20 protein-coding genes are annotated in these 19,030 nt (G+C 41.7%); 15 read left to right on the forward strand and 5 right to left on the reverse strand.

From position 1 onward, the window contains the following. Positions 1 to 202: 202 nt before the first annotated feature. Together BVI01S_RS03095 and BVI01S_RS03100 are read right to left on the reverse strand one after the other, a co-directional pair. On the reverse strand, positions 203 to 853 hold the full coding sequence (locus tag BVI01S_RS03095) for an MtnX-like HAD-IB family phosphatase (protein WP_061809201.1): 651 nt from the start codon (positions 851 to 853) through the stop codon (positions 203 to 205). A 141-nt stretch (positions 854 to 994) separates the two neighbouring features. Beyond that, positions 995 to 1,291 carry a DUF948 domain-containing protein gene (locus BVI01S_RS03100; RefSeq protein ID WP_061809202.1) on the reverse strand — a complete coding sequence of 99 codons (297 nt, stop codon included), beginning with the start codon at positions 1,289 to 1,291 and terminating at the stop codon, positions 995 to 997. A gap of 150 nt (positions 1,292 to 1,441) precedes the next feature. On the opposite strand from BVI01S_RS03100, the gene BVI01S_RS03105 reads away from it, so the two are divergent. The 4 genes from BVI01S_RS03105 (at position 1,442) to BVI01S_RS03120 (ending at position 6,392) form a co-directional block, all read left to right on the forward strand. Continuing rightward, positions 1,442 to 2,233 (forward strand): HAD family hydrolase, encoded by a 792-nt coding sequence (locus BVI01S_RS03105; RefSeq protein ID WP_061809203.1) that lies wholly within the window; start codon positions 1,442 to 1,444, stop codon positions 2,231 to 2,233. A 163-nt stretch (positions 2,234 to 2,396) separates the two neighbouring features. Next, the gene (locus BVI01S_RS03110) at positions 2,397 to 2,843 is read left to right on the forward strand and encodes an SRPBCC family protein (RefSeq protein WP_061809204.1); all 447 of its coding nucleotides are present in this window, start codon (positions 2,397 to 2,399) and stop codon (positions 2,841 to 2,843) included. Positions 2,844 to 3,007: 164 nt separating this feature from the next. Beyond that, positions 3,008 to 5,587, forward strand: a complete 2,580-nt coding sequence (locus BVI01S_RS03115; RefSeq protein ID WP_034759100.1) for a helicase-related protein — start codon at positions 3,008 to 3,010, stop codon at positions 5,585 to 5,587. Positions 5,588 to 5,672: 85 nt separating this feature from the next. Then, on the forward strand, positions 5,673 to 6,392 hold the full coding sequence (locus BVI01S_RS03120) for a DsbA family oxidoreductase (RefSeq protein WP_061809205.1): 720 nt from the start codon (positions 5,673 to 5,675) through the stop codon (positions 6,390 to 6,392). 119 nt (positions 6,393 to 6,511) lie between these two features. On the opposite strand, the gene BVI01S_RS03125 is transcribed toward BVI01S_RS03120, so the two are convergent. After that, positions 6,512 to 7,642: a CAP domain-containing protein gene (locus tag BVI01S_RS03125; RefSeq protein WP_244886851.1), complete on the reverse strand. Its 1,131-nt coding sequence runs from the start codon at positions 7,640 to 7,642 to the stop codon at positions 6,512 to 6,514. Positions 7,643 to 7,833: 191 nt separating this feature from the next. Between BVI01S_RS03125 and speD the strand changes: the two genes are divergently transcribed. The 7 genes from speD (at position 7,834) to BVI01S_RS03160 (ending at position 13,427) form a co-directional block, all read left to right on the forward strand. Beyond that, positions 7,834 to 8,646 (forward strand): adenosylmethionine decarboxylase, encoded by an 813-nt coding sequence (gene speD / locus BVI01S_RS03130; protein WP_034759109.1) that lies wholly within the window; start codon positions 7,834 to 7,836, stop codon positions 8,644 to 8,646. Between the two features lie 148 nt (positions 8,647 to 8,794). After that, positions 8,795 to 9,592, forward strand: a complete 798-nt coding sequence (locus tag BVI01S_RS03135) for a TIGR00266 family protein (RefSeq protein WP_061809207.1) — start codon at positions 8,795 to 8,797, stop codon at positions 9,590 to 9,592. 267 nt (positions 9,593 to 9,859) lie between these two features. Then, a complete protein-coding gene (locus BVI01S_RS03140; RefSeq protein WP_061809208.1) occupies positions 9,860 to 10,954 on the forward strand; it encodes a PRK06851 family protein in 1,095 nt (364 codons plus the stop codon). A gap of 129 nt (positions 10,955 to 11,083) precedes the next feature. Next, complete coding sequence (locus BVI01S_RS03145) at positions 11,084 to 11,383, forward strand: rhodanese-like domain-containing protein (protein ID WP_061809209.1); 300 nt, start codon at positions 11,084 to 11,086, stop codon at positions 11,381 to 11,383. Positions 11,384 to 11,442: 59 nt separating this feature from the next. Continuing rightward, entirely contained in the window at positions 11,443 to 11,838 is a 396-nt protein-coding gene (locus tag BVI01S_RS03150; protein ID WP_034759120.1) for a DsrE/DsrF/DrsH-like family protein, read from the forward strand. A gap of 205 nt (positions 11,839 to 12,043) precedes the next feature. Continuing rightward, positions 12,044 to 12,796 carry an exodeoxyribonuclease III gene (locus tag BVI01S_RS03155; RefSeq protein ID WP_061809210.1) on the forward strand — a complete coding sequence of 251 codons (753 nt, stop codon included), beginning with the start codon at positions 12,044 to 12,046 and terminating at the stop codon, positions 12,794 to 12,796. A gap of 43 nt (positions 12,797 to 12,839) precedes the next feature. Then, positions 12,840 to 13,427, forward strand: coding sequence for a hypothetical protein (locus BVI01S_RS03160; protein ID WP_061809211.1), 588 nt, complete (start codon positions 12,840 to 12,842; stop codon positions 13,425 to 13,427). 36 nt (positions 13,428 to 13,463) lie between these two features. Here the strand turns inward: BVI01S_RS03160 and BVI01S_RS03165 are convergent, their stop codons facing one another. Beyond that, positions 13,464 to 14,018, reverse strand: a complete 555-nt coding sequence (locus tag BVI01S_RS03165; protein WP_061809212.1) for a hypothetical protein — start codon at positions 14,016 to 14,018, stop codon at positions 13,464 to 13,466. 97 nt (positions 14,019 to 14,115) lie between these two features. Here BVI01S_RS03165 and BVI01S_RS03170 point away from each other — a divergent pair, with 97 nt between their 5' ends. Continuing rightward, positions 14,116 to 15,030: a phosphatidate cytidylyltransferase gene (locus tag BVI01S_RS03170; RefSeq protein WP_034759132.1), complete on the forward strand. Its 915-nt coding sequence runs from the start codon at positions 14,116 to 14,118 to the stop codon at positions 15,028 to 15,030. A gap of 49 nt (positions 15,031 to 15,079) precedes the next feature. Here BVI01S_RS03170 and yxiS read toward each other — a convergent pair whose 3' ends face one another. Then, a complete protein-coding gene (gene yxiS, locus BVI01S_RS03175; RefSeq protein ID WP_094075183.1) occupies positions 15,080 to 15,388 on the reverse strand; it encodes a protein YxiS in 309 nt (102 codons plus the stop codon). 173 nt (positions 15,389 to 15,561) lie between these two features. Between yxiS and BVI01S_RS03180 the strand changes: the two genes are divergently transcribed. The 3 genes from BVI01S_RS03180 to BVI01S_RS03190 all read left to right on the forward strand — a co-directional run bounded on the left by BVI01S_RS03180 (position 15,562) and on the right by BVI01S_RS03190 (position 18,925). Next, entirely contained in the window at positions 15,562 to 15,843 is a 282-nt protein-coding gene (locus BVI01S_RS03180) for a DUF6509 family protein (RefSeq protein ID WP_034759138.1), read from the forward strand. 198 nt (positions 15,844 to 16,041) lie between these two features. Then, positions 16,042 to 18,570, forward strand: coding sequence for a cyanophycinase (locus BVI01S_RS03185; protein ID WP_082804651.1), 2,529 nt, complete (start codon positions 16,042 to 16,044; stop codon positions 18,568 to 18,570). A 157-nt stretch (positions 18,571 to 18,727) separates the two neighbouring features. Further along, on the forward strand, positions 18,728 to 18,925 hold the full coding sequence (locus BVI01S_RS03190; RefSeq protein WP_034759142.1) for a hypothetical protein: 198 nt from the start codon (positions 18,728 to 18,730) through the stop codon (positions 18,923 to 18,925). Positions 18,926 to 19,030: the final 105 nt, after the last annotated feature.

Raw genomic sequence — 19,030 nt, forward strand, 5'->3', positions numbered from 1 at the left:
TTTATTGCGTTAAATGCCGGCATCACCATGATAAGAAGGCCATTCAACCTAAAAAGACTGAATCCAAAAATGATGGACTCAGTCTTTGTTTTAGTATATCGAGGCCCCTCCCGTCCGTACATGGTTAAGTGTCCCGCAACAAGCGAATGTCCGGGAGAGGCAGATTAAGTGTATCATGCATGAAATAAAAGTGCAAAGTGGTTTACTTTAATACTCCTCTATCTGTTAAATGACGGTCTATGTCATAGAAATCATTCACTCTAATAAATGGGGTCCCGCGTTGCTCAAGGATCCCCTGCAGTGCTTCCATGGCAAAGGTGACATCCGCCACCTCAGCCGGGTGGCTGTCCGGCTCGCTATCACCGGCAAAGTAAATCATCTCATACTCTTCTTTAAGCTCAGCAATCACTTTGGACTTGTCAATCCCATAACGCTCTGAGTAATGGGGATGATCCGGATCGATCTTCATATGTACATTCTTTTCCTTGTAATAGCCTTCATTTGAGAATACCTTCACATCCGTGATTCCGTATTTTTGAAGAATATGGTGGATATAATAATCCGTTCCCGCACTGAGGATATAGAAATCCCCTCCTAGAGCCTGGACTTTACGGATGAAGGCAGTGACATGTTCATCGATTTCTAATGAATGGATATCCTCAATGATTTGAGTTTCGTCTTGATGAATCGATGAAAAGACGGTAGACAAAAAGTGGATGTCCTTCATTTCACCAGCCTTCCATTTGGTAAATAAGGCATCTCCTTCATGAAAATATTTCTCCATGACGAGATGGTAGAAATCTTTTTTTGAAATGGTTCCATCGAAGTCTGAAACAAATGCCCATTTTTTCACAGCTTTTCCTCCTCATAACTAATGTAGTCGATTGTATCATGAATACGTGGGGGGAAGAAAGGAACGATATCAATCATAATAATATTATGTAAACTTTATATGGAATAAAAATCACCCTGCATCAAGCAAGGTGACAGAACACTATCTTTTCATACTCTTTACAAATTCTTTTAATACTTCAGGCGTACGTTTTACCTCTTGGATGGTATCTGTAAAAGTGGACTTTTTATATTCGATATCATGTTGAATCTCTCCCTGGGTTTCCTGTAGCTGAGTGGATTCTGAAGAGATTTTTTCCATCCTCGATTGAATAGTGGCTACCCTTTGATTCATTTCATTCACAATGGGACGTGTGGTCTTGAGGGTCCTCATCAATGCCACACCCAGCATAATCAGGGAAATGACAAATAAGGCAATGCTTGCATAAACGATCCACATATTGATTTCACCTCGTTTTACTATGTTTTTAGTTATATTCCCTAATATTGTTGAAAATAACGCATAAATTATTTAAACCTTCTGGTTTACTATTTCACTTATAGCTAGTAATCTAAATGATAAGTTGAATACGTTAAGGGAGAGATGAGAGTGATCAAAGCCATCCTGTTTGATTTAGATGACACTTTACTATGGGATTCGAAAAGCATTGAAGAAGCCTTCAAAGCAACGTGCCACTATGCACACCAGAAGGCGGGGACCGATCCAGAAGCTCTGGAGTCAAGCGTCAGGGAAGCAGCCAAGGAGCTGTATGCAACATATGATACATATGAGTTCACGCAGAATATTGGAATTAACCCTTTTGAAGGCCTTTGGGGGGACTTCCTCGATGAACATGATGAGAATTTCCTGAAGATGAAAGAAACCGTCCCTTCCTACCGCAAAGAATCATGGACCAGGGGATTGAATTCTATGGGTATCACGGATTCCGTTTTTGGTGAAGAATTATCCGAGAAATTTCGACAAGAACGAAAACAAAGACCATATGTATATGAAGATACGTTCCTGGTTTTAAATGAAATGAAGGAAAACTACCAACTGTTATTATTAACGAATGGTTCCCCTCATTTACAAAATACAAAGCTCGATAAAACTCCTGAACTCCTCCCTTATTTCAAAGAAATCATCATCTCCGGGGATGTCGGTAAAGGAAAACCGGATCCTGCCATGTTCCATCATGCACTAGAGAGGCTGAAGCTTCATAAGGATGAAGTGATTATGGTTGGAGATAACTTAAACACGGATATCCTGGGGGCTTCAAGGATCGGTATCAAAACGATATGGATTAATCGACGGGGGCAAACACCACAAAAGGTTGTCCCGGATTATGAAGTGAAGGCACTGAAAGAAGTGCCCCGCATTGTCCAGAATATCATCAAATAACAATGAGAGAGGCTCCGATTTGTCGGTGCCTCTCTATTTATTAGGTTCACCTGTCATAATGATCCATTCCCATTCATACTATTCATCAAAGTCCCGGCAACTTATACGGGAGAAATGAGTTGAATGAGGAAATGATCTCATTCTAAAAAGGGGGAGATGACTTATGGGGAATGGAATACATCAAGTCAAAGTCCATGCATCGCGATCGGATGTATGGACTTTTATTCGTGATATGAATACTTGGGCGCCACTTGTACCCGGATACAAGGAGCATACTATTTATTCCAATAATCAATCAACGTGGAAATTCACCGTTCATTATGGGATGGTGACAAAAAAGATCCATGTGAATGTGAGAATTACAGATTGGAAGGAACCATCTGTAGTGAAGTTCACGTTAAAGGGTATAAATCAAAGGTTCACGGGTTCAGGATTTTTCAAAGCGGATGAAGTAGACACCTTTGTCACAAGCATGACTGGAAGCCTATCCATTGTATCCACCAGCCCGGTGGCAAAGATGCTGCAACATGCATTCGATAAAATGGTTGCCGAACTTACCAGGGAACTAACGGTTGCCGTGGGAGAAGCCATTGAAAGAAGTAAAACCTGATACTCGTTAATCTTCACGCAGGCTCCTAAATAGTAATGATAGATGATTTGCATATGTGATATAATGACTTATTTGAGCAAGTGAATTGTTAGATAGAGAAGAAATACATACACTATAAAGTAAATAGTAGTGGAATCTGTATCACGATATAAAGGGGTCTTATCATGCAAAAGCTTCACATACTTCGAGAAGAAGCAATAGAGGAAACGAAACGTAAAATCGAGGAAGATATGACACTTTTCCTGGAGAAACACGAAAAATGTCCTTCATTTCAGGATTATTTAAAGGAAAGGAGTGCTTTCTTTCATCAAATATGGCTGAATATCTGGCTAAATAAAGTAACGAATGATGTCTTGCGGAGTCATAAAAAAGCATTTCTCAGAGAGAAAGGGTACGATATTGAAGGTACGGATAAAAAATTGATCAACAAATTGTTCCGGAATGAAATCAGAGAGTATCAACCTTTCCATATCTTAAACTGGATACAGGATCATCCTATATCCGAAGAAGATTGGACTAAAAGACATCATGAAATCCGCAAAACATTTGTGAAGAATCAAGAAGAAAAAAAGATAGCGGTACTTCAAAAAGACAGTCAAAAAAAGATTCTTTCTTTCATCAGCCAACAAATGGACAAGCTAGAGACTCATTGGTATGTGGAATTACGATTCTTATTCGCTAATAAATGGATGAGCGATATCCGGACCAAAACCAAATTCCGATCGGTTGAACCGTATATGTTGGAAGTGAAATTAGAAGAAGAGGGACGCTATACGAAGGACTCCTTTGTCACCGTTTCCGATTTTCTTACAGAATTCACGGGTTCGATTCACAAAAAGAGTGAGCATTGGGATGGTCATGTGTGGGAATACGAAACCTATTTCTATCCTTATGAACGCTTTGTCTTTTATCACACAGAGCAGGTGGTCTATCGGTCCTTATCCGAGCATATGCCGGAAGAATTGAGGAAGGGATATGAGGCGGTGTACGGCCAGGAACTTACAGAAGAAAGACTGAGCAGACTCAGTCACCATTTTCTTCTGACGCTGAAATCCAACTTTTTCAGCATGATTCAAGAGGAGTATATGGATGATTTATACAGACTGACAGAAATTCCTTTTGATACAGATGTTCACCTTTCATTATATGAAAAAGATCTCAAGAAGCGCGAGGAAAGAAAAGCAGCTGAACTCGCTGAATTAAAACGGAAGCAAGAGGAAGAGGCACGAATACTGGAAGAAATCTTCGGACGGGAATATAGCCCTTCGTTCAGAGGTGATATCCATTATATCCTTCATATCGGTGAAACCAACACAGGGAAAACGCATCATGCAATCAGCCGGATGAAAGAAGCCAGAAGCGGTATGTATTTGGCCCCCCTCCGTTTACTCGCTCTGGAAGTATTCGATACATTGAATGCAGACGGCGTCCCTTGTAATCTGAAAACAGGCGAAGAAGAGAAAGAAGTTCCTTCTGCACACCATGTTTCATCAACAGTTGAAATGTTTCGTGAAAAAGATGAATATGAAGTGATCGTGATCGATGAGGCCCAAATGCTTGCCGATCAAGATAGAGGATTCTCCTGGTATCGTGCCATTACAAAGGCGAGAGCCAAAGAGGTCCATATCATCGGGAGTGAAAACGTCCGGGATCTATTGATGGGATTGGTCGGGGAAGGCAACGTCGAGATTCATCATTACAAAAGAGACATCCCCCTTGAGATCGAATCAAAAGAATTTCAATTGAGACATGCTAAAAAAGGGGACGCAGTTGTTTGTTTTTCAAGGAAGAAAGTGTTGGATACCGCTTCAAGATTACAAAATAATGGACATAAAGTCAGCATGATCTACGGAAGTATGCCTCCTGAAACAAGGAAGAGGCAGATGATGCAGTTCATTAAAGGGAAAACGAATATGATTGTTGCGACCGATGCAATCGGGATGGGACTGAACCTGCCGATACGCAGAATCGTCTTCCTGGAAACGGATAAATTTGATGGAACGAGGAGGAGAAGGCTGACTTCACAGGAAGTTAAGCAAATTGCCGGCCGCGCAGGAAGAAAAGGAATTTACAATGGGGGGAAAGTAGCTTTCTCAAAGGATATTAAGGTGATGAAGCAGCTCCTCGAAAAGCCTGACCAAGCCCTCGAAACGTTTGCCATCGCCCCAACGAGTGGTGTGTTTGAACGTTTTCAAAGACATTACCATGATATGGACACGTTCTTCTTCCTATGGGACAAGTTCAAAAGTCCATTCGGCACGGAAAAAGCGACCCTTTTTGAAGAAAGGGAACTATATGAATTAATCCGGGGAACTGAAATCGAGGCTAAACTTTCATTAAATGACCTATACGGCTTTCTCCATCTTCCTTTCTCCAAGAAGGAAACACAGTTAACGGAGCAGTGGCTCCAGTGCATGCAAGCGATTGTAGAGGGTGAAGAACTGCCTGAACCACAGTTGAAGAGTACGAACCTAGAGCAAAAAGAAGTTTCATATAAAGCTGTCGGGCTTCATCTATTATTTTTATACCGATTGGGCAGACAGACGGAAGCTTACTATTGGGAACGGATCAGGAGTGAAATTGCCGATGGTGTTCACGAAAGCCTGCGGACAGAAGTCACAAGTTTAACACAGTCGTGCAGGCAATGCGGAAAAAAACTTCCTCCGAACTTCGGTTTTCCTATCTGTGATCGCTGTCATGCCGTGAGGGTTAAAAGAAGAACGAAGGGGAAACCGCGATATTAGTGAATCGTGAGCAAATCTTATGTAAGATGAAAGGTTATGTGATACGATCTAGTACGAACTGAAAACGATGAATGAGGTGGTAAGATTGAAAATTGAAGTATGGTCAGATTATGTATGTCCATTCTGCTATATAGGAAAACGTCATTTAGAGAAGGCATTGGAGCATTTCCCTCAGAGGGATACTGTTGAGATTGAATACAAAAGTTTTGAACTCGATCCCGGCGCTCCGGTCAACACAGAATATAGTATTCAAGAACTCCTTTCCAAAAAGTACGGAACATCTCTTGAGGAAGCTAAAAACATGACCGATGGCATGAGCAGGCAAGCAGCCTCTGTCGGTCTTGATTTCCGGTTTGACTCAAGCATACCGACTAATACGTTTGATGCCCACCGCCTGACTAAATATGCGAAAACAGCAGGGAAAGAAGCAGAGATGACTGAAATCCTGTTGTATGCACACTTTACTCTTTCTAAACATATTGGTGACAAAGAAACGCTCGTGGAATTAGCAAAACAGGCTGGACTGGATGAAGCGGAGACGGTTTCCGTCCTTGAAGGCAGTGATTTCTCAGAAGAGGTTCGCCGGGATGAGGAAGAAGCGAGGCAAATCGGTGTCCAAGGTGTGCCGTTCTTTGTTATCAATCGCAAGTATGCGATTTCAGGTGCTCAACCAAGTGATGCGTTTTTGAATTCCATACAAAAGGTGTGGGAAGAGGAAAATGAACCTTCAGCTCTTCAGCCCCTTGGAACGGATGGAATGGCATGTGATGAAAACGGATGTGAGATTCCTCCATCCAAGTCATGATCTTTACAGTGCACTTTTAATAAACCAAAAAACACAAGCGGGAGAAAGCACCCGCTTGTGTTTTTATTGGTTTTCATGAAATTCCAGCGGCCAGGGGCGACAAGGCGCTCGAAATAATGTCAGTTACTATAAAAATTCTCTGTATAATAAGGCTGGGACTTTTCGTTAAAGGCTACCCCTATACCTAAATGTTCGTAGTGTGGCTGGAGGATATTTTCTCTATGACCTTTGGAATTCATCAGTCCTTCGTGGGCGAAAATCGAACTTAACTGACCGTAGGCCAGGTTTTCCCCAGCAGTGCGAAAGGCTACCTGATCTTCTTCCATGCGATCAAATGGTGACTGACCTTCAAGGTTCGTGTGACTGAAATAATCCTGTTCCGCCATATCCAGACTATGTTTACGTGCTGTATCCCTCACCAAACTGTCCCATGAAAGGACATTCAGTCCTTTCTCTACACGGGTGGCATTCGTAAGGTCGAACAGTTGGAATTCAAACCCTTCTTTCAATTCAGAGCTTCCCTTGGTATAGAAGTTTTTCTTATTCGTTTCCAAGTTCCCGTCGATGATCTGGATGGCGGTGACGGTATCATTTTCATGCTTATCATAAAAGATCGTCACATAGCTCCCATCGATCTGGTACACATCCTGTTCCCCGTTATTTTGCAACTGATATAATGTCAGTCCTTTCCGGATATTGGTCAGTGGTTCACCAAGTTCATTCTGTACCACCTCTTTGGAAACGCCCATCTTGATCCCTGAATCAGAGGAGAGAAGATCTTGATTCGTGAACAGTCCATTTACCTGTTGGTTTTGATCATAGGAGACCATGAAGAAGTTCCGATAATTTTCATGGTAGGCATACCATGAAGTCCCGTATTCATTGCTGGACTCTCTCTTGGCTTTGCCGACTTCTTCTTCGACACTTTCTTTGGAATCCCCGAGTTCAATATTATAGATAGAAAACGTTTGATCGCTAGGGACTGTTAAAGCAGGCTTCTCCACAGGGTCTTCTTTCTTCGTATCAGAGGTGCTCTCGAGGTCACGGAACGACTCGTCCAGTTTTACCAGGAGCAGGTTCACTTCCTGGGAGAGTTGATCAAAGGCATCCTGAACCTTATGGTTGTTCTTCATTTCTTCGATTTTGGAGAGGACAGTGTCGAAACCTGACGCTTCCACTTTCTCTTCCCAGGCGGGTTTTGATATATAGGCAACCACAATAATCATGATAAGTATAATTAATCGTCTCAAATGCTAACACTCCATTCTACCTTCCATTGTATCCAAAATAATATAGAAGTAAAAAGAGAAAGGCTACTCTCTTTGCTCAGTACCCATTCTACACCATTTTCAATCAGGTCTGCCTGTTTTAGTTTGGATGGCTCTGGGTAAGATAATTAAATAGGGCAGGTTCACCATTTACATAAAGGGGGAAAATAGATATGAAATTATCTCATGAAGAACGGATTCAACTGCATGAATTCAATAACTTAACGAAGTCGTTGAGTTTTAATATGTATGATATCTGTTATACAAAAACCCGTGAAGAACGGGAGGCCTATATTGAATATATCGATGAGCAATACAACGCCGATAGACTGACGAAAATCCTCACCCATGTTTCGGATATCATCGGGGCACATGTACTGAACGTATCGAAACAGGACTATGTTCCCCAGGGGGCAAGTGTCACCATCCTGGTATCGGAAGGGCCGATCGTCGAAGTGCCGACGGAGCATTTTGATGAATCACCCGGTCCATTGCCTTCTACTGTGACGATGCATCTTGATAAGAGCCATATTACGGTCCATACCTACCCGGAATATCATCCACATGAAGGCATCTCTACATTCAGGGCAGATATCGACGTTTCTACATGCGGGGAAATTTCTCCACTGAAGGCATTGAATTATTTAATTCACTCCTTCGACACCGATATCATGACAATGGATTATCGTGTGAGAGGATTCACAAGGGATATTAATGGAAGAAAACTATTCATCGACCATGACATCAATTCCATTCAGAATTACATTCCGGAAGAAATTAAGGATGAGTATGACATGATCGATGTGAACGTCTATCCTCAGAACATCTTCCACACAAAATGCAAATTGAAAGAATTTGATTTGAACAATTACTTATTCGGCTATACAAAGGACAGGCTGGAAGAGGATGAGGTCGACGAGATTACAGACAAACTAAAAATGGAAATGGATGAAATCTTTTACGGTAAAAATATTCCCCGACCGTAAAAGTCATCTTTGAAACCCCTTTGCGATCATTAGCGCAAAGGGGTTTTCTCCATGATTTCTAACTATTATGAAAATGGAAATCGAGAAGGGAAATCCCTCCCTCTTGAAGAATAGGTAAATATGCATGTAAATAGAGGAGGAAAAGGGAATGAATTCACATGAAATAGAATACAAATTGCACGGGGATGATATGCAGTTTGTCGATATAGAATTAGATCCGGGAGAAAGTGCAGTGGCTGAAGCTGGTGGCATGATGATGATGGAAGATGGTATCGGGATGGAAACGATCTTTGGGGATGGAGCAAAAGGAAGCGGTACAGGAGGCTTTCTTGGCAAGCTTGTGGGAGCGGGTAAGCGAATACTGACGGGCGAAAGCTTATTCATGACCGTCTTCACCAATGAAGGAATGGGCAAGAAGCACGTCTCTTTCGCGGCTCCCTATCCGGGAAAAATCATTCCAGTCGATTTAAGTGAATTAGGCGGTAAAGTGATTTGTCAAAAGGATGCCTTTCTTTGTGCGGCTAAGGGAGTGTCTGTCGGAATCGATTTTCAAAAGAAATTGGGGACCGGCTTCTTTGGGGGAGAAGGTTTCATTATGCAGAAACTTGAAGGGGACGGTTTAGCCTTTCTTCATGCAGGGGGAACGATTTATAGAAGAGAGCTCCAGCCGGGGGAAGTGCTGCGGGTGGATACGGGTTGTTTAGTGGCCATGACAAAAGAAGTGGACTACAACATTGAATATGTCGGCAAAATCAAATCAGCTTTCCTTGGTGGAGAGGGTCTGTTTTTTGCTACTGTGCGTGGACCGGGGACGGTATGGATACAGTCTCTTCCGTTCAGCCGGTTAGCGGAGCGGATCTATGCAAACGCTCCAGGTGGAGGCCGGTCGACGGGTGAGGGAAGTATACTTGGTGGAATCGGGGATTTCCTAAACGGAGATGATTGATTCATCGATGAACATATAAAAGAGCATTTCCATTCGTGGAAGTGTTTTTTTATGTCCAAGCCGCTTCCGCTTTAGCTTCATCCAGCTCCAGCGGCTAGAGGCTCGAGGTCATAAGGTGAACATGCCAAAAAGGCAAAGGGCGCCTTTCCGGCATGTTCATCTTATGCTGGTCGCCTCTGTTCAAGCCGCTTCCGCTTTAGGGGTGGGTATTCACCTATTTAGATCCCGCATCATATGTTTAAATAAATGATGTGAAAGGGTGATTTCATGACAGGGAAGATTCGTCATTATTATGCTGGAGGGAATACGGCAAAAGGATTCTACAGTTTATATGATTCAGTACTCGCTGGATTAGAGCGGGTATATATCTTAAAGGGTGGTCCTGGAACAGGGAAATCCTCATTGATGAAAACGATTGGAAAACGGTTTGAAGAAAATGGGTTAAACGTAGACTATTTGCATTGTGCTTCCGATAATCAATCCATCGACGGTGTTCTCCTCCCTGAATTCGGTGTGGGGATTGTAGATGGGACAGCTCCTCATATTATTGAACCAAAAGCACCCGGTGTGATCGAAGAGTATGTGAATTTAGGAGTGGCATGGGACCGTAATGAACTGACCGGGCACAAGGAAGAAATCCTTGCCTTAAATGACCACATTGCCTCACTCTTCGGGAAAGCGTATCATACCTTTGCGTCATCCCTGAGTGCCCATGATGACATTGAAGACATCTACATTGCGAACATGGACTTCGAAAAAGCCAATGAATTGACAAACGAGTTGATTTCACTCTTTTTTGAAGAAGACAGCCTTCCTAAATCCTCCACAGTCAAACATCGGTTCTTGGGTGCCGCTACTCCTGATGGGGCAGTTGACTACATTCAGAATTTAACGGAGGATGTCGGGAAGCGCTACTTTATCAAAGGGCGTGCAGGTTCCGGAAAGTCAACGATGTTAAAGAAAATTGCTTCTGCTGCAGAAGAGAAAGGATTTGACGTAGAAGTGTATCATTGCGGTTTTGACCCGAATAGTCTTGATATGTTGATCATCAGAGAAATAGGGATCGCTATATTTGATAGCACCGCACCACATGAATATTTCCCTGATCGGGAATCAGATGAAATCATCGATATGTATGAAAGATGCATTACCGAGGGGACAGATGAAAAATATGCTGGCGATATCGAACGGACGACAAAAGCCTATAAGGATAAAATGAATGAAGCAATCTCATATCTAAAAGAAGCTAAGAAGCTTCGTGAACAACTCGAATCCATTTATATAGGGGCCATGGACTTTGCCAAGGTGAATATGATTAGAGAAGAAATCTTTCAGGATATAAATGAGTTTATAAAAAAGTAGTGTATAGCGGAAAGAGCCATGCGTGGTGATTGTTATGTCATCACGTTTTTATTTGGTTGACAAAATACCTATGCGGGTATATTATGTGTACATACAGTTATTCATATCAGAGAATTGGGAGGAACCACTATGAAAGAATTAACCGCAAAACAAGTTGAAGAATTAGTAACTGAAGGCAATCAATCTTTAAACATAATAGACGTTCGTGAAGATGAAGAAGTCGCTTCAGGAATGATTCCGGCTGCTAAACATATTCCGTTGGGTTCGATTGAAAGTCGTATGGGTGAGTTAGACAAGACGAAAGAATATATCATGGTATGCCGTTCTGGAGGAAGAAGTGGACAAGCTTCACAATTTCTTGAAAGTCAGGGGTTCAAGGTCATTAATATGACAGGTGGAATGATGTCTTGGGAAGGTCCTACGAAATAATCTTCTTTATTGAAACCACTTGGATCACAACAAAAAAATGAAAACTGGAGGAATGGAAAATGAGTAAAAAAGTAGCGATCATCGCAAGTAACGGTGGATTATTTGATGCGTATAAAGTATTTAATATTGCAACTGCGGCGGCAGCCACCGATCAGGAAGTAGCCATTTTCTTTACATTTGAAGGATTAAATCTTATCCATAAAGAAGGTCACAAACAGCTGCCGATGCCCGAAGGAAAAGAACACTTCCAAGAGGGATTTGCCAAGGCCAATGTACCCGGCATTCCCGAATTAGTGGAAATGGCACAGGAGATGGGGGTTTCCTTTATTGGTTGCCAAATGACGATGGATGTAATGGGCTTGAATAAAGAAGCATTTGTGGATGGAATCGAAGTGGGTGGAGCAGTCACATTCCTTGAATTCGCAAAGGACGCAGATGTCACTTTAACATTCTAATCCATTGAAATAAATCAGTATAAACAATAAAACCATGCGGAAGCATGGTTTTATTATGCGAAAATTTCAATGAAAGGTCATAGTTATATTAAAATAGTAATGAATAAAACGGTATGTTATATCAGTATAATGAATATCATATATTGATTTTATGGTAGGATAATAAGGGATGAAAGTTATGAATAAAGGAGTTAAATAGATTACTATGAAATTAGTATCATGGAATGTAAACGGAATTAGAGCGTGTGTGAAAAAAGGGTTTTTAGACTATTTTCACAGTATAGATGCAGATATTTTCTGTCTTCAGGAAACCAAGCTTCAAGAAGGGCAAATCTCCTTGGATTTAAAGGGATACCACCAATATTGGAATTATGCATTACGAAAGGGATATTCAGGCACGGCCGTTTTCACTAAAAAGAAACCTCTGACAGTCTCGTATGGTTTCAATCAGGATCATATGGAACCTGAAGGGAGAATCATTACATGTGAATATGATTCTTTTTACTTGGTGAATGTCTATACGCCTAACTCGAAAAGAGATCTTTCGAGGATCAAGGAACGTCTTGAATGGGAGGATGCCTTGAGAGACTATCTCGCGGATTTGAATCTTCATAAACCAGTCATTCTATGCGGGGACTTAAATGTTGCGCATACGGAAATTGATCTGAAAAATGATAAGTCAAACCGTGGAAATTCAGGTTTCACCGATGAAGAAAGGGGGAAAATGGGTCTGTTGCTAAAGGAAGGCTTCGTCGATAGTTTTCGCTATCTATACCCCGAAAAGGATGACGCTTTCAGTTGGTGGTCTTATATGAGTAAAGTACGTGAACGAAATATCGGCTGGAGGATTGATTACTTTATCGTCTCCGAACAATTATCGCCTTCTATAGAAAAAGCTGAAATTCACTCGGATATTCACGGAAGTGATCATTGTCCTGTATACTTGGAGTTAGAGTAGTACATAAAGGAATTATAGAAGTAATCCATGTGGAGGGAATTGAATGTTACAGAAAAGAATACAGCAGTATATTGATGAAATGAAAGGATCAGACATTCCTGTTCACTTGTTTAAACAAGAGAGAGACTATGTGTTGAATCACGGTTTATTGGATGCTGACGAGGTTGCCGCCCCGGAAGCGGGTTCACGCTTTCAGGATGCATATATCGAGCGTTGTGAGAAAGAAACCGAGGAACTGATTAAGGAAGAAACTGACGACTTTCTCAATCAGCACATCATTTATTTGAAAAAACATAAAAATGAGTTCATTTACCTTGAATCCAAATGGTTCGCTTTGATTGGGGTGGATGCCGTTTCCGTGGAAGTGGATGACGTATTTGGTACATATGACGTGATGTTGGGGTTAAAACTGCAAAAGAAGTATCGGGGTCAGATAGAGAGTTATTTAGACGGGTCTCTTAAAGGTGAATCATCTTATGATCTATTGTTTAATGGAGAAGATGGGCTGTGGGACTTGAACTTCAATTTGAATGACCACGGTGATTTTGATGAGAGCCAAACCATGCTTACGGTTTACGAGCTTATATATGATATTTTATTCAACCTTCTTCAAACTGTGGAAGAGTCCTAAAAGAACGATCCCTCTCGAACGAATCCGAGGGGGATTTTATTTTGCCCTTTTTTGTTTGACCGGCTCGTAATCGAACAACTTTCCTTCATAGACCAGGTGGAATTGGGGGTGCTTTCTGAAATCTTCCGGAGTGATCAGAGCAGGCAGCTTTTCCCACAGTTTGATACCGGAACGTTGAAGAATCTCTGCTACGAACTGGGAACAAAAGTAGGAGTTGCTGAATTCGACAGGCTCATTCATGGATACACCGAACACCCCAAGAATATTATAGAGGAATTTTTTGCGGCTCCTTTTAAAGACGTTTAATACCCGCTTCATTTTTTCAATATCCCTATCCGTTACCTCCAATTGATAAATTACGCAAGTGGTATGTGGATATTTGCTGTATGTTCCATGAAAGATATCTTCTCTGACAAACCCGCCATTTATGGGGTTGTTAGGATGCTTCCGGCCAAAGCTGTATAACTCGGTCAGTTCACGGTCGAAGGAAATGGACGCATGATTGTATGGGGCTTTCGTGTACTTTTTGATGGACTTTGTAAACAGGGTTCCTGTATCTGTCAGTAAAATAAAAATATATTTACTCTCCATAGCTCATTCCCTCTTTTAAAGTAGTAGAATTTCCCATATGCTTAATTATACAATAAATGCACCGTTTGAATATGGTCATTTGAGGAGGGGGATGAAAATGGATTCGGCCATTTGGACTTTATTTATTATTTTTACAGGATTGGTCATTGTCAACGTCTTGTTTTTACAAATCAAAAGAAATCAAAAGGGAAAAGACTTCTCCGGGATATCTCTAAGAGTGAAAACATGGTGGGGAATGTTCGTGGTATTTTGTTTGGCGACTTTATTTAATCCTGTTATATCCATGTTTTCGTTAATGGTTCTATGTTTCTATTCCCTCAAAGAGTATTTCTCCATGATGAAGACACGGAAAGCCGACAGGCGGATATTCTTATGGGCTTATGTATCGATCCCGATTCAGTTTTACTGGATCTATATAGGATGGTATGGCATGTTCATAGTGTTTATTCCCGTTTACGTATTTCTACTGCTTCCCCTGCCCCGGCTTTTAGGAAAAGGGACACTCGGATTCCTGCGCTCCGTAAGCTCAACCCAATGGGGGATTATGCTGATGGTGTTTGGTTTAAGTCACCTCGCATATTACCAGATTGCAAGCCCTGAATATGGGGCTAATCTTGTCCTTTTCCTGGTCGTGCTAACCCAGGTGAGCGATATCGTTCAATTTGTTGTCTCCATGTATATCGGAAAGAGGAAGGTGGTTCCTACTTCAAATCCGTACATTACATGGGAAGGGTTTCTATCGGCGATGGTGGTTACAACCGGAGTGTCATATTTCTTGTATCCTTTTTTAACCCCCCTTGACATTCGATTTGGCATTCTGTCTGGGCTCATCATCAGCATCAGCGGTTTTGTTGGAAGCTTGACAATATCCGTATTGAAGCGCGACCTTCTCATCGGCAATCAAGAAAGAGTAGCTGCGCTAAAAGAAAGCTACCTCAATCGTGTCGACAGCCTCGCTTATACATCGCCCATCTTCTTTCACATCATTCGTTATTACTTTGACTTTATGTGAAAATAACAGAGGGACGGACCTTGTTAAAGGTCCGTCCCTCTATATGAATTTATCGTTTTTCTTTCGTACGTTTGCTGATTTCTTCCGTCACGACATGAGCCAGGTCATCGTTCCCGAATAGGGATAGGACACCTAGTATAGTGGTGTCTGGAATTTCTTCGGACTCTTCTTTTGAAACGGTCAAGTCGATTCCTTGCTGCAGGGCGGGATTATCTCCCTGTTGGGGATAGGCCCTTTGATAAAGTTCAGCGGGATCGAGGTCGTGATTCACACACCATTGTGCAAACACAAGGATCATCATATGTTCGTCCTTCTGATAATTCTGGATGATTTTTTCCTGCATTTCTTTAGAGTTCACTTCAAATCTCTCCTTAAACAGTAGATCTACCATTATTATAGCGGAGTTTGGGAAAGAAGCCTATTTATATCCTTTAGTGGATAGATAGGGAATACATTTTTAAATGGGGGACTGAACGTGTATAATAGGAGGATAAGCAGAAACTTGTTTGATAGTGAAAGGAAGATAGATAAATGAATATTACCAATCATCATGTGGAAGAACTTAAAGACCCAACAGGGATTTTAAGCGGGGATCGTTATGAAGTGATGCTGGATGTTGAAGTACCCGAAGACGATGAACTGTATTCGGAACAGGGTATTTATATAAAAGCCATCTTTGTCCGGGACGAAAATGGAGCAAGGCTCGTACAATCTGCGATCATTGAAAGAAACACGGAGTCCTTCCTGGACTTTGAATTGGAAGAAGACGAAGAGAGGCTCCTTCTTGCTTACTGCGAAGAACATATTGCGTAAAGTGTATCGAAAGCATCATCCCCTTCATTTCTGAAGAAAGGGGAAGGTGCTTTTTGTTATTGGGTAAAGTCTTGGTCACCAGAAAGATCCAATTAGAACCCATTCCTGCATTTTTGACTGATAATTCGGATATTTCAGAGTTGGCATGAAATTTGCATGTTACCTTTATGAAAGAATGATTGGAAGGGAGAATGGTTGATGATTGGTTATTGGGGGAAAGTGAAGAAAGGAATCGTTGTATTGACTGTTTTGGCTGTGATCGGCAGTGTGGCTACTACTGGAATCATGGCCAAAAAGAATGAAAAGAACATTAAAGGGAACCTTGTGATTGCAGGAGGGGCATTAGGAAGCAGTAACTCGGATGTGTATGAAACGTTCATTGAATTATCCGGAGGAAAGAAGGAAGCTAAAATAGGAATCATTCCATCCGCTTCCGGTTCTATGAAATCTTCCGTTCAATTCAAAGAAGATTTGATTTCATATGGAGTGGATGAAAAATCCATTGAAATCCTTCCTTTTTCTTCTCATGATTTCAAAGGGACAGAAGAGGATGAAAGTAAATGGAAGAAAAACGCTGAAAATCATCACATCACCAAAAGGATAAAAAAACTCACAGGTATTTGGTTTGTCGGTGGTGACCAGCTGAAAATCACCGATACATTAATGAAAGAGAATGGGGAAAGGACAAGAGCACTGGAAGAAATATGGGGGATTTACCGGAAAGGTGCCGTACTTGGCGGGACAAGCGCCGGAGCCGCCATCATGAGTGACGTGATGATAACGGGTGGAGACAGCTTAGGGGGCCTCCGTCAGGAATTTACAACAGAGGACGTATCTAATCCGGAAGAGGAATATGCACCAGTTTATATTGAGAAGGGACTGGGATTCTTTCAATGGGGCATTGTCGATCAACATTTCAATGAACGATCACGCCTTGGCAGGTTAGCCGCCACGGCCTTACGTTACAAAACAGCTGATGAATTAGCCTATGGAATCGATGAGGATACGGCGATGGTTGTGAACAATCAGGAAGAGACTATTTCCGTATTGGGCAGAACCAATGTGACCATTGTAGATGTTTCAGGCTCCGCTACAACCGGAGACGGGATTCGTGATCTTGATATCAGTTATCTCTCCCCGGGTGATAAGCTACAGGTGAAAACGAAAGAGTTCACCATGGCTGAAGATAAGCTTGAAACAAAGGGCTATGAATATTACAATTTTAAACCTCTGCAGGCTACCGGGATCTTATCGTCTTATGGGACATTGCCGCACTATCTTTCATATTCGTTGGTAGACAACGAAGCGGTAGAGGAAGTATCCAGCTATCTATATGATAGTAAAGGAAATGGTTTTGAGCTTACATTCAAACAAACGGATGAAACGAATGGCTACTGGGGTTATCAGGATGGTCAAAAGGATTCCTACTCCATCCTTCATGTGAAAATGGATGTATCTCCTGTGAAAGTCAATTTTAGTGAGAAAGATCGGCTGAAACAAGACTTTAAGAAATCTACGCTCGACGTTCCCAAGAGTTCTTTTGATCCTGAAACAAAAGGAAGCTTGGTGATCGTCGGTGGGGCTTTGGGCAGCAGCAATGAAGAGGTTTATAACGAATTCATTAAGCGTGCCGGTGAAAATGGGAAAATCGGGATCGTCCCGGCAGCAAGCTCCAGTTTAAAGTCTTCACATGCCTTTAAAGAGGATTTGACCTCATATGGTGTACCGGCGGAAAACATCGATATCCTCCCTATATCCAATCATGACTTTAAAGGTACAGAGGAAAATGAAGAAGATTGGATCGACAATAAGAATGATCCTGGTCTTGCAAAACGGATCCTGGAGTATGATGGGATCTGGTTTGTGGGAGGCGATCAAACGAATATCACACAATCTTTATTGAACGAAGACGGAACAAAATCACAGGCGCTCAGCAGTGTGCGGGAAATTTACCGAAATGGAGCGGTCCTTGGTGGTACAAGTGCAGGAGCCGCCATCATGAGTGATGTGATGATTGCAGGCGGTGGAAGCTACGACACACTTTCAAAGGGTTTTACGGAAAACTATGATGGTATGTCCCAGCAAGAAGGCGGCCCCGGGTACCTTGAGAAGGGTCTTGGCTTTTTCCCATATGGCATTGTTGACCAGCACTTTGATAAAAAAGCACGATTAGGCCGGCTGATTGCAACGACAGCAGTCTATGGAAAAGAAAATGAGTTATCTTATGGAATCGATGAGGACACTGCATTGATCTGGGATAACGCATCCAAGACGGTTGAAGTAAAAGGAAGAGGCGGTGTATCACTAGTCGATTTAAGTCAGTCAGATCTGTCACCATCTATTCATACGTATAAAGATATCCGTTTATCGTGGATCACATCAGGTGATCAATACAATGTTGAATCGAAAGAATTCTCAATCAGCAAACACAAAATGTCGACAAAAGACTATGAATACTATGAATATAACGCAGTGCCACATACGGGAGTATTAACTCCACATCCTGCACTTGCAAACTACTTAAGCTACAGCCTGATTGATAATGTTGGTCAGGATGAAGTAAAAAGCTTTAGCTTTTCACGAGGTGAAGGATTTCAGCTTACCTTCAGGAAAGGAAATCAGACAGAAGGTTTCTGGGGGTACCGGGACGGGAACAAGGATGATTATTCATTCCTCGAGGTTGAGATGGATATTGATCCTGTATCAGTCACGATTGAAGACAACTAACATGGAAAAACAGCCTGGGCGAAATTTGCCCGGGCTGTTTCGTTATTCTATGATTAATATGACATTTGAACTGTATTATATAATGTAGCATCTGATATACTTGTGATAACAAAGTGCTAGCAGTTAATAGCGCATTGATAGAATAGGGGGACGAACCTTGTCAGATCAAGGAAGAATGCAACTTAATGTAAGGGTAGATAAAGAAACGTACGAGAAATTGGATGAAATTGTAGAATACTATCAGAAGAACACAAAAATTGGCAGGGTCTATAAAGGTGACGTCTTAACAGACATCATTCACAAATCCTATGAGATCATGGAGAAGCAAAAAAGGATTCAAAACCGAAAATACTAGTACTCAGACATCCCTGAAGATCAATAAATTCTCATAGGCAACATATGAAAATCAGGGTCATGTATGTCATAATATAGGGGACATATTCAAAACATTGAAAACAAA

Source organism: Rossellomorea vietnamensis NBRC 101237 (assembly GCF_001591825.1).
Classification (GTDB): domain Bacteria; phylum Bacillota; class Bacilli; order Bacillales; family Bacillaceae_B; genus Rossellomorea; species Rossellomorea vietnamensis.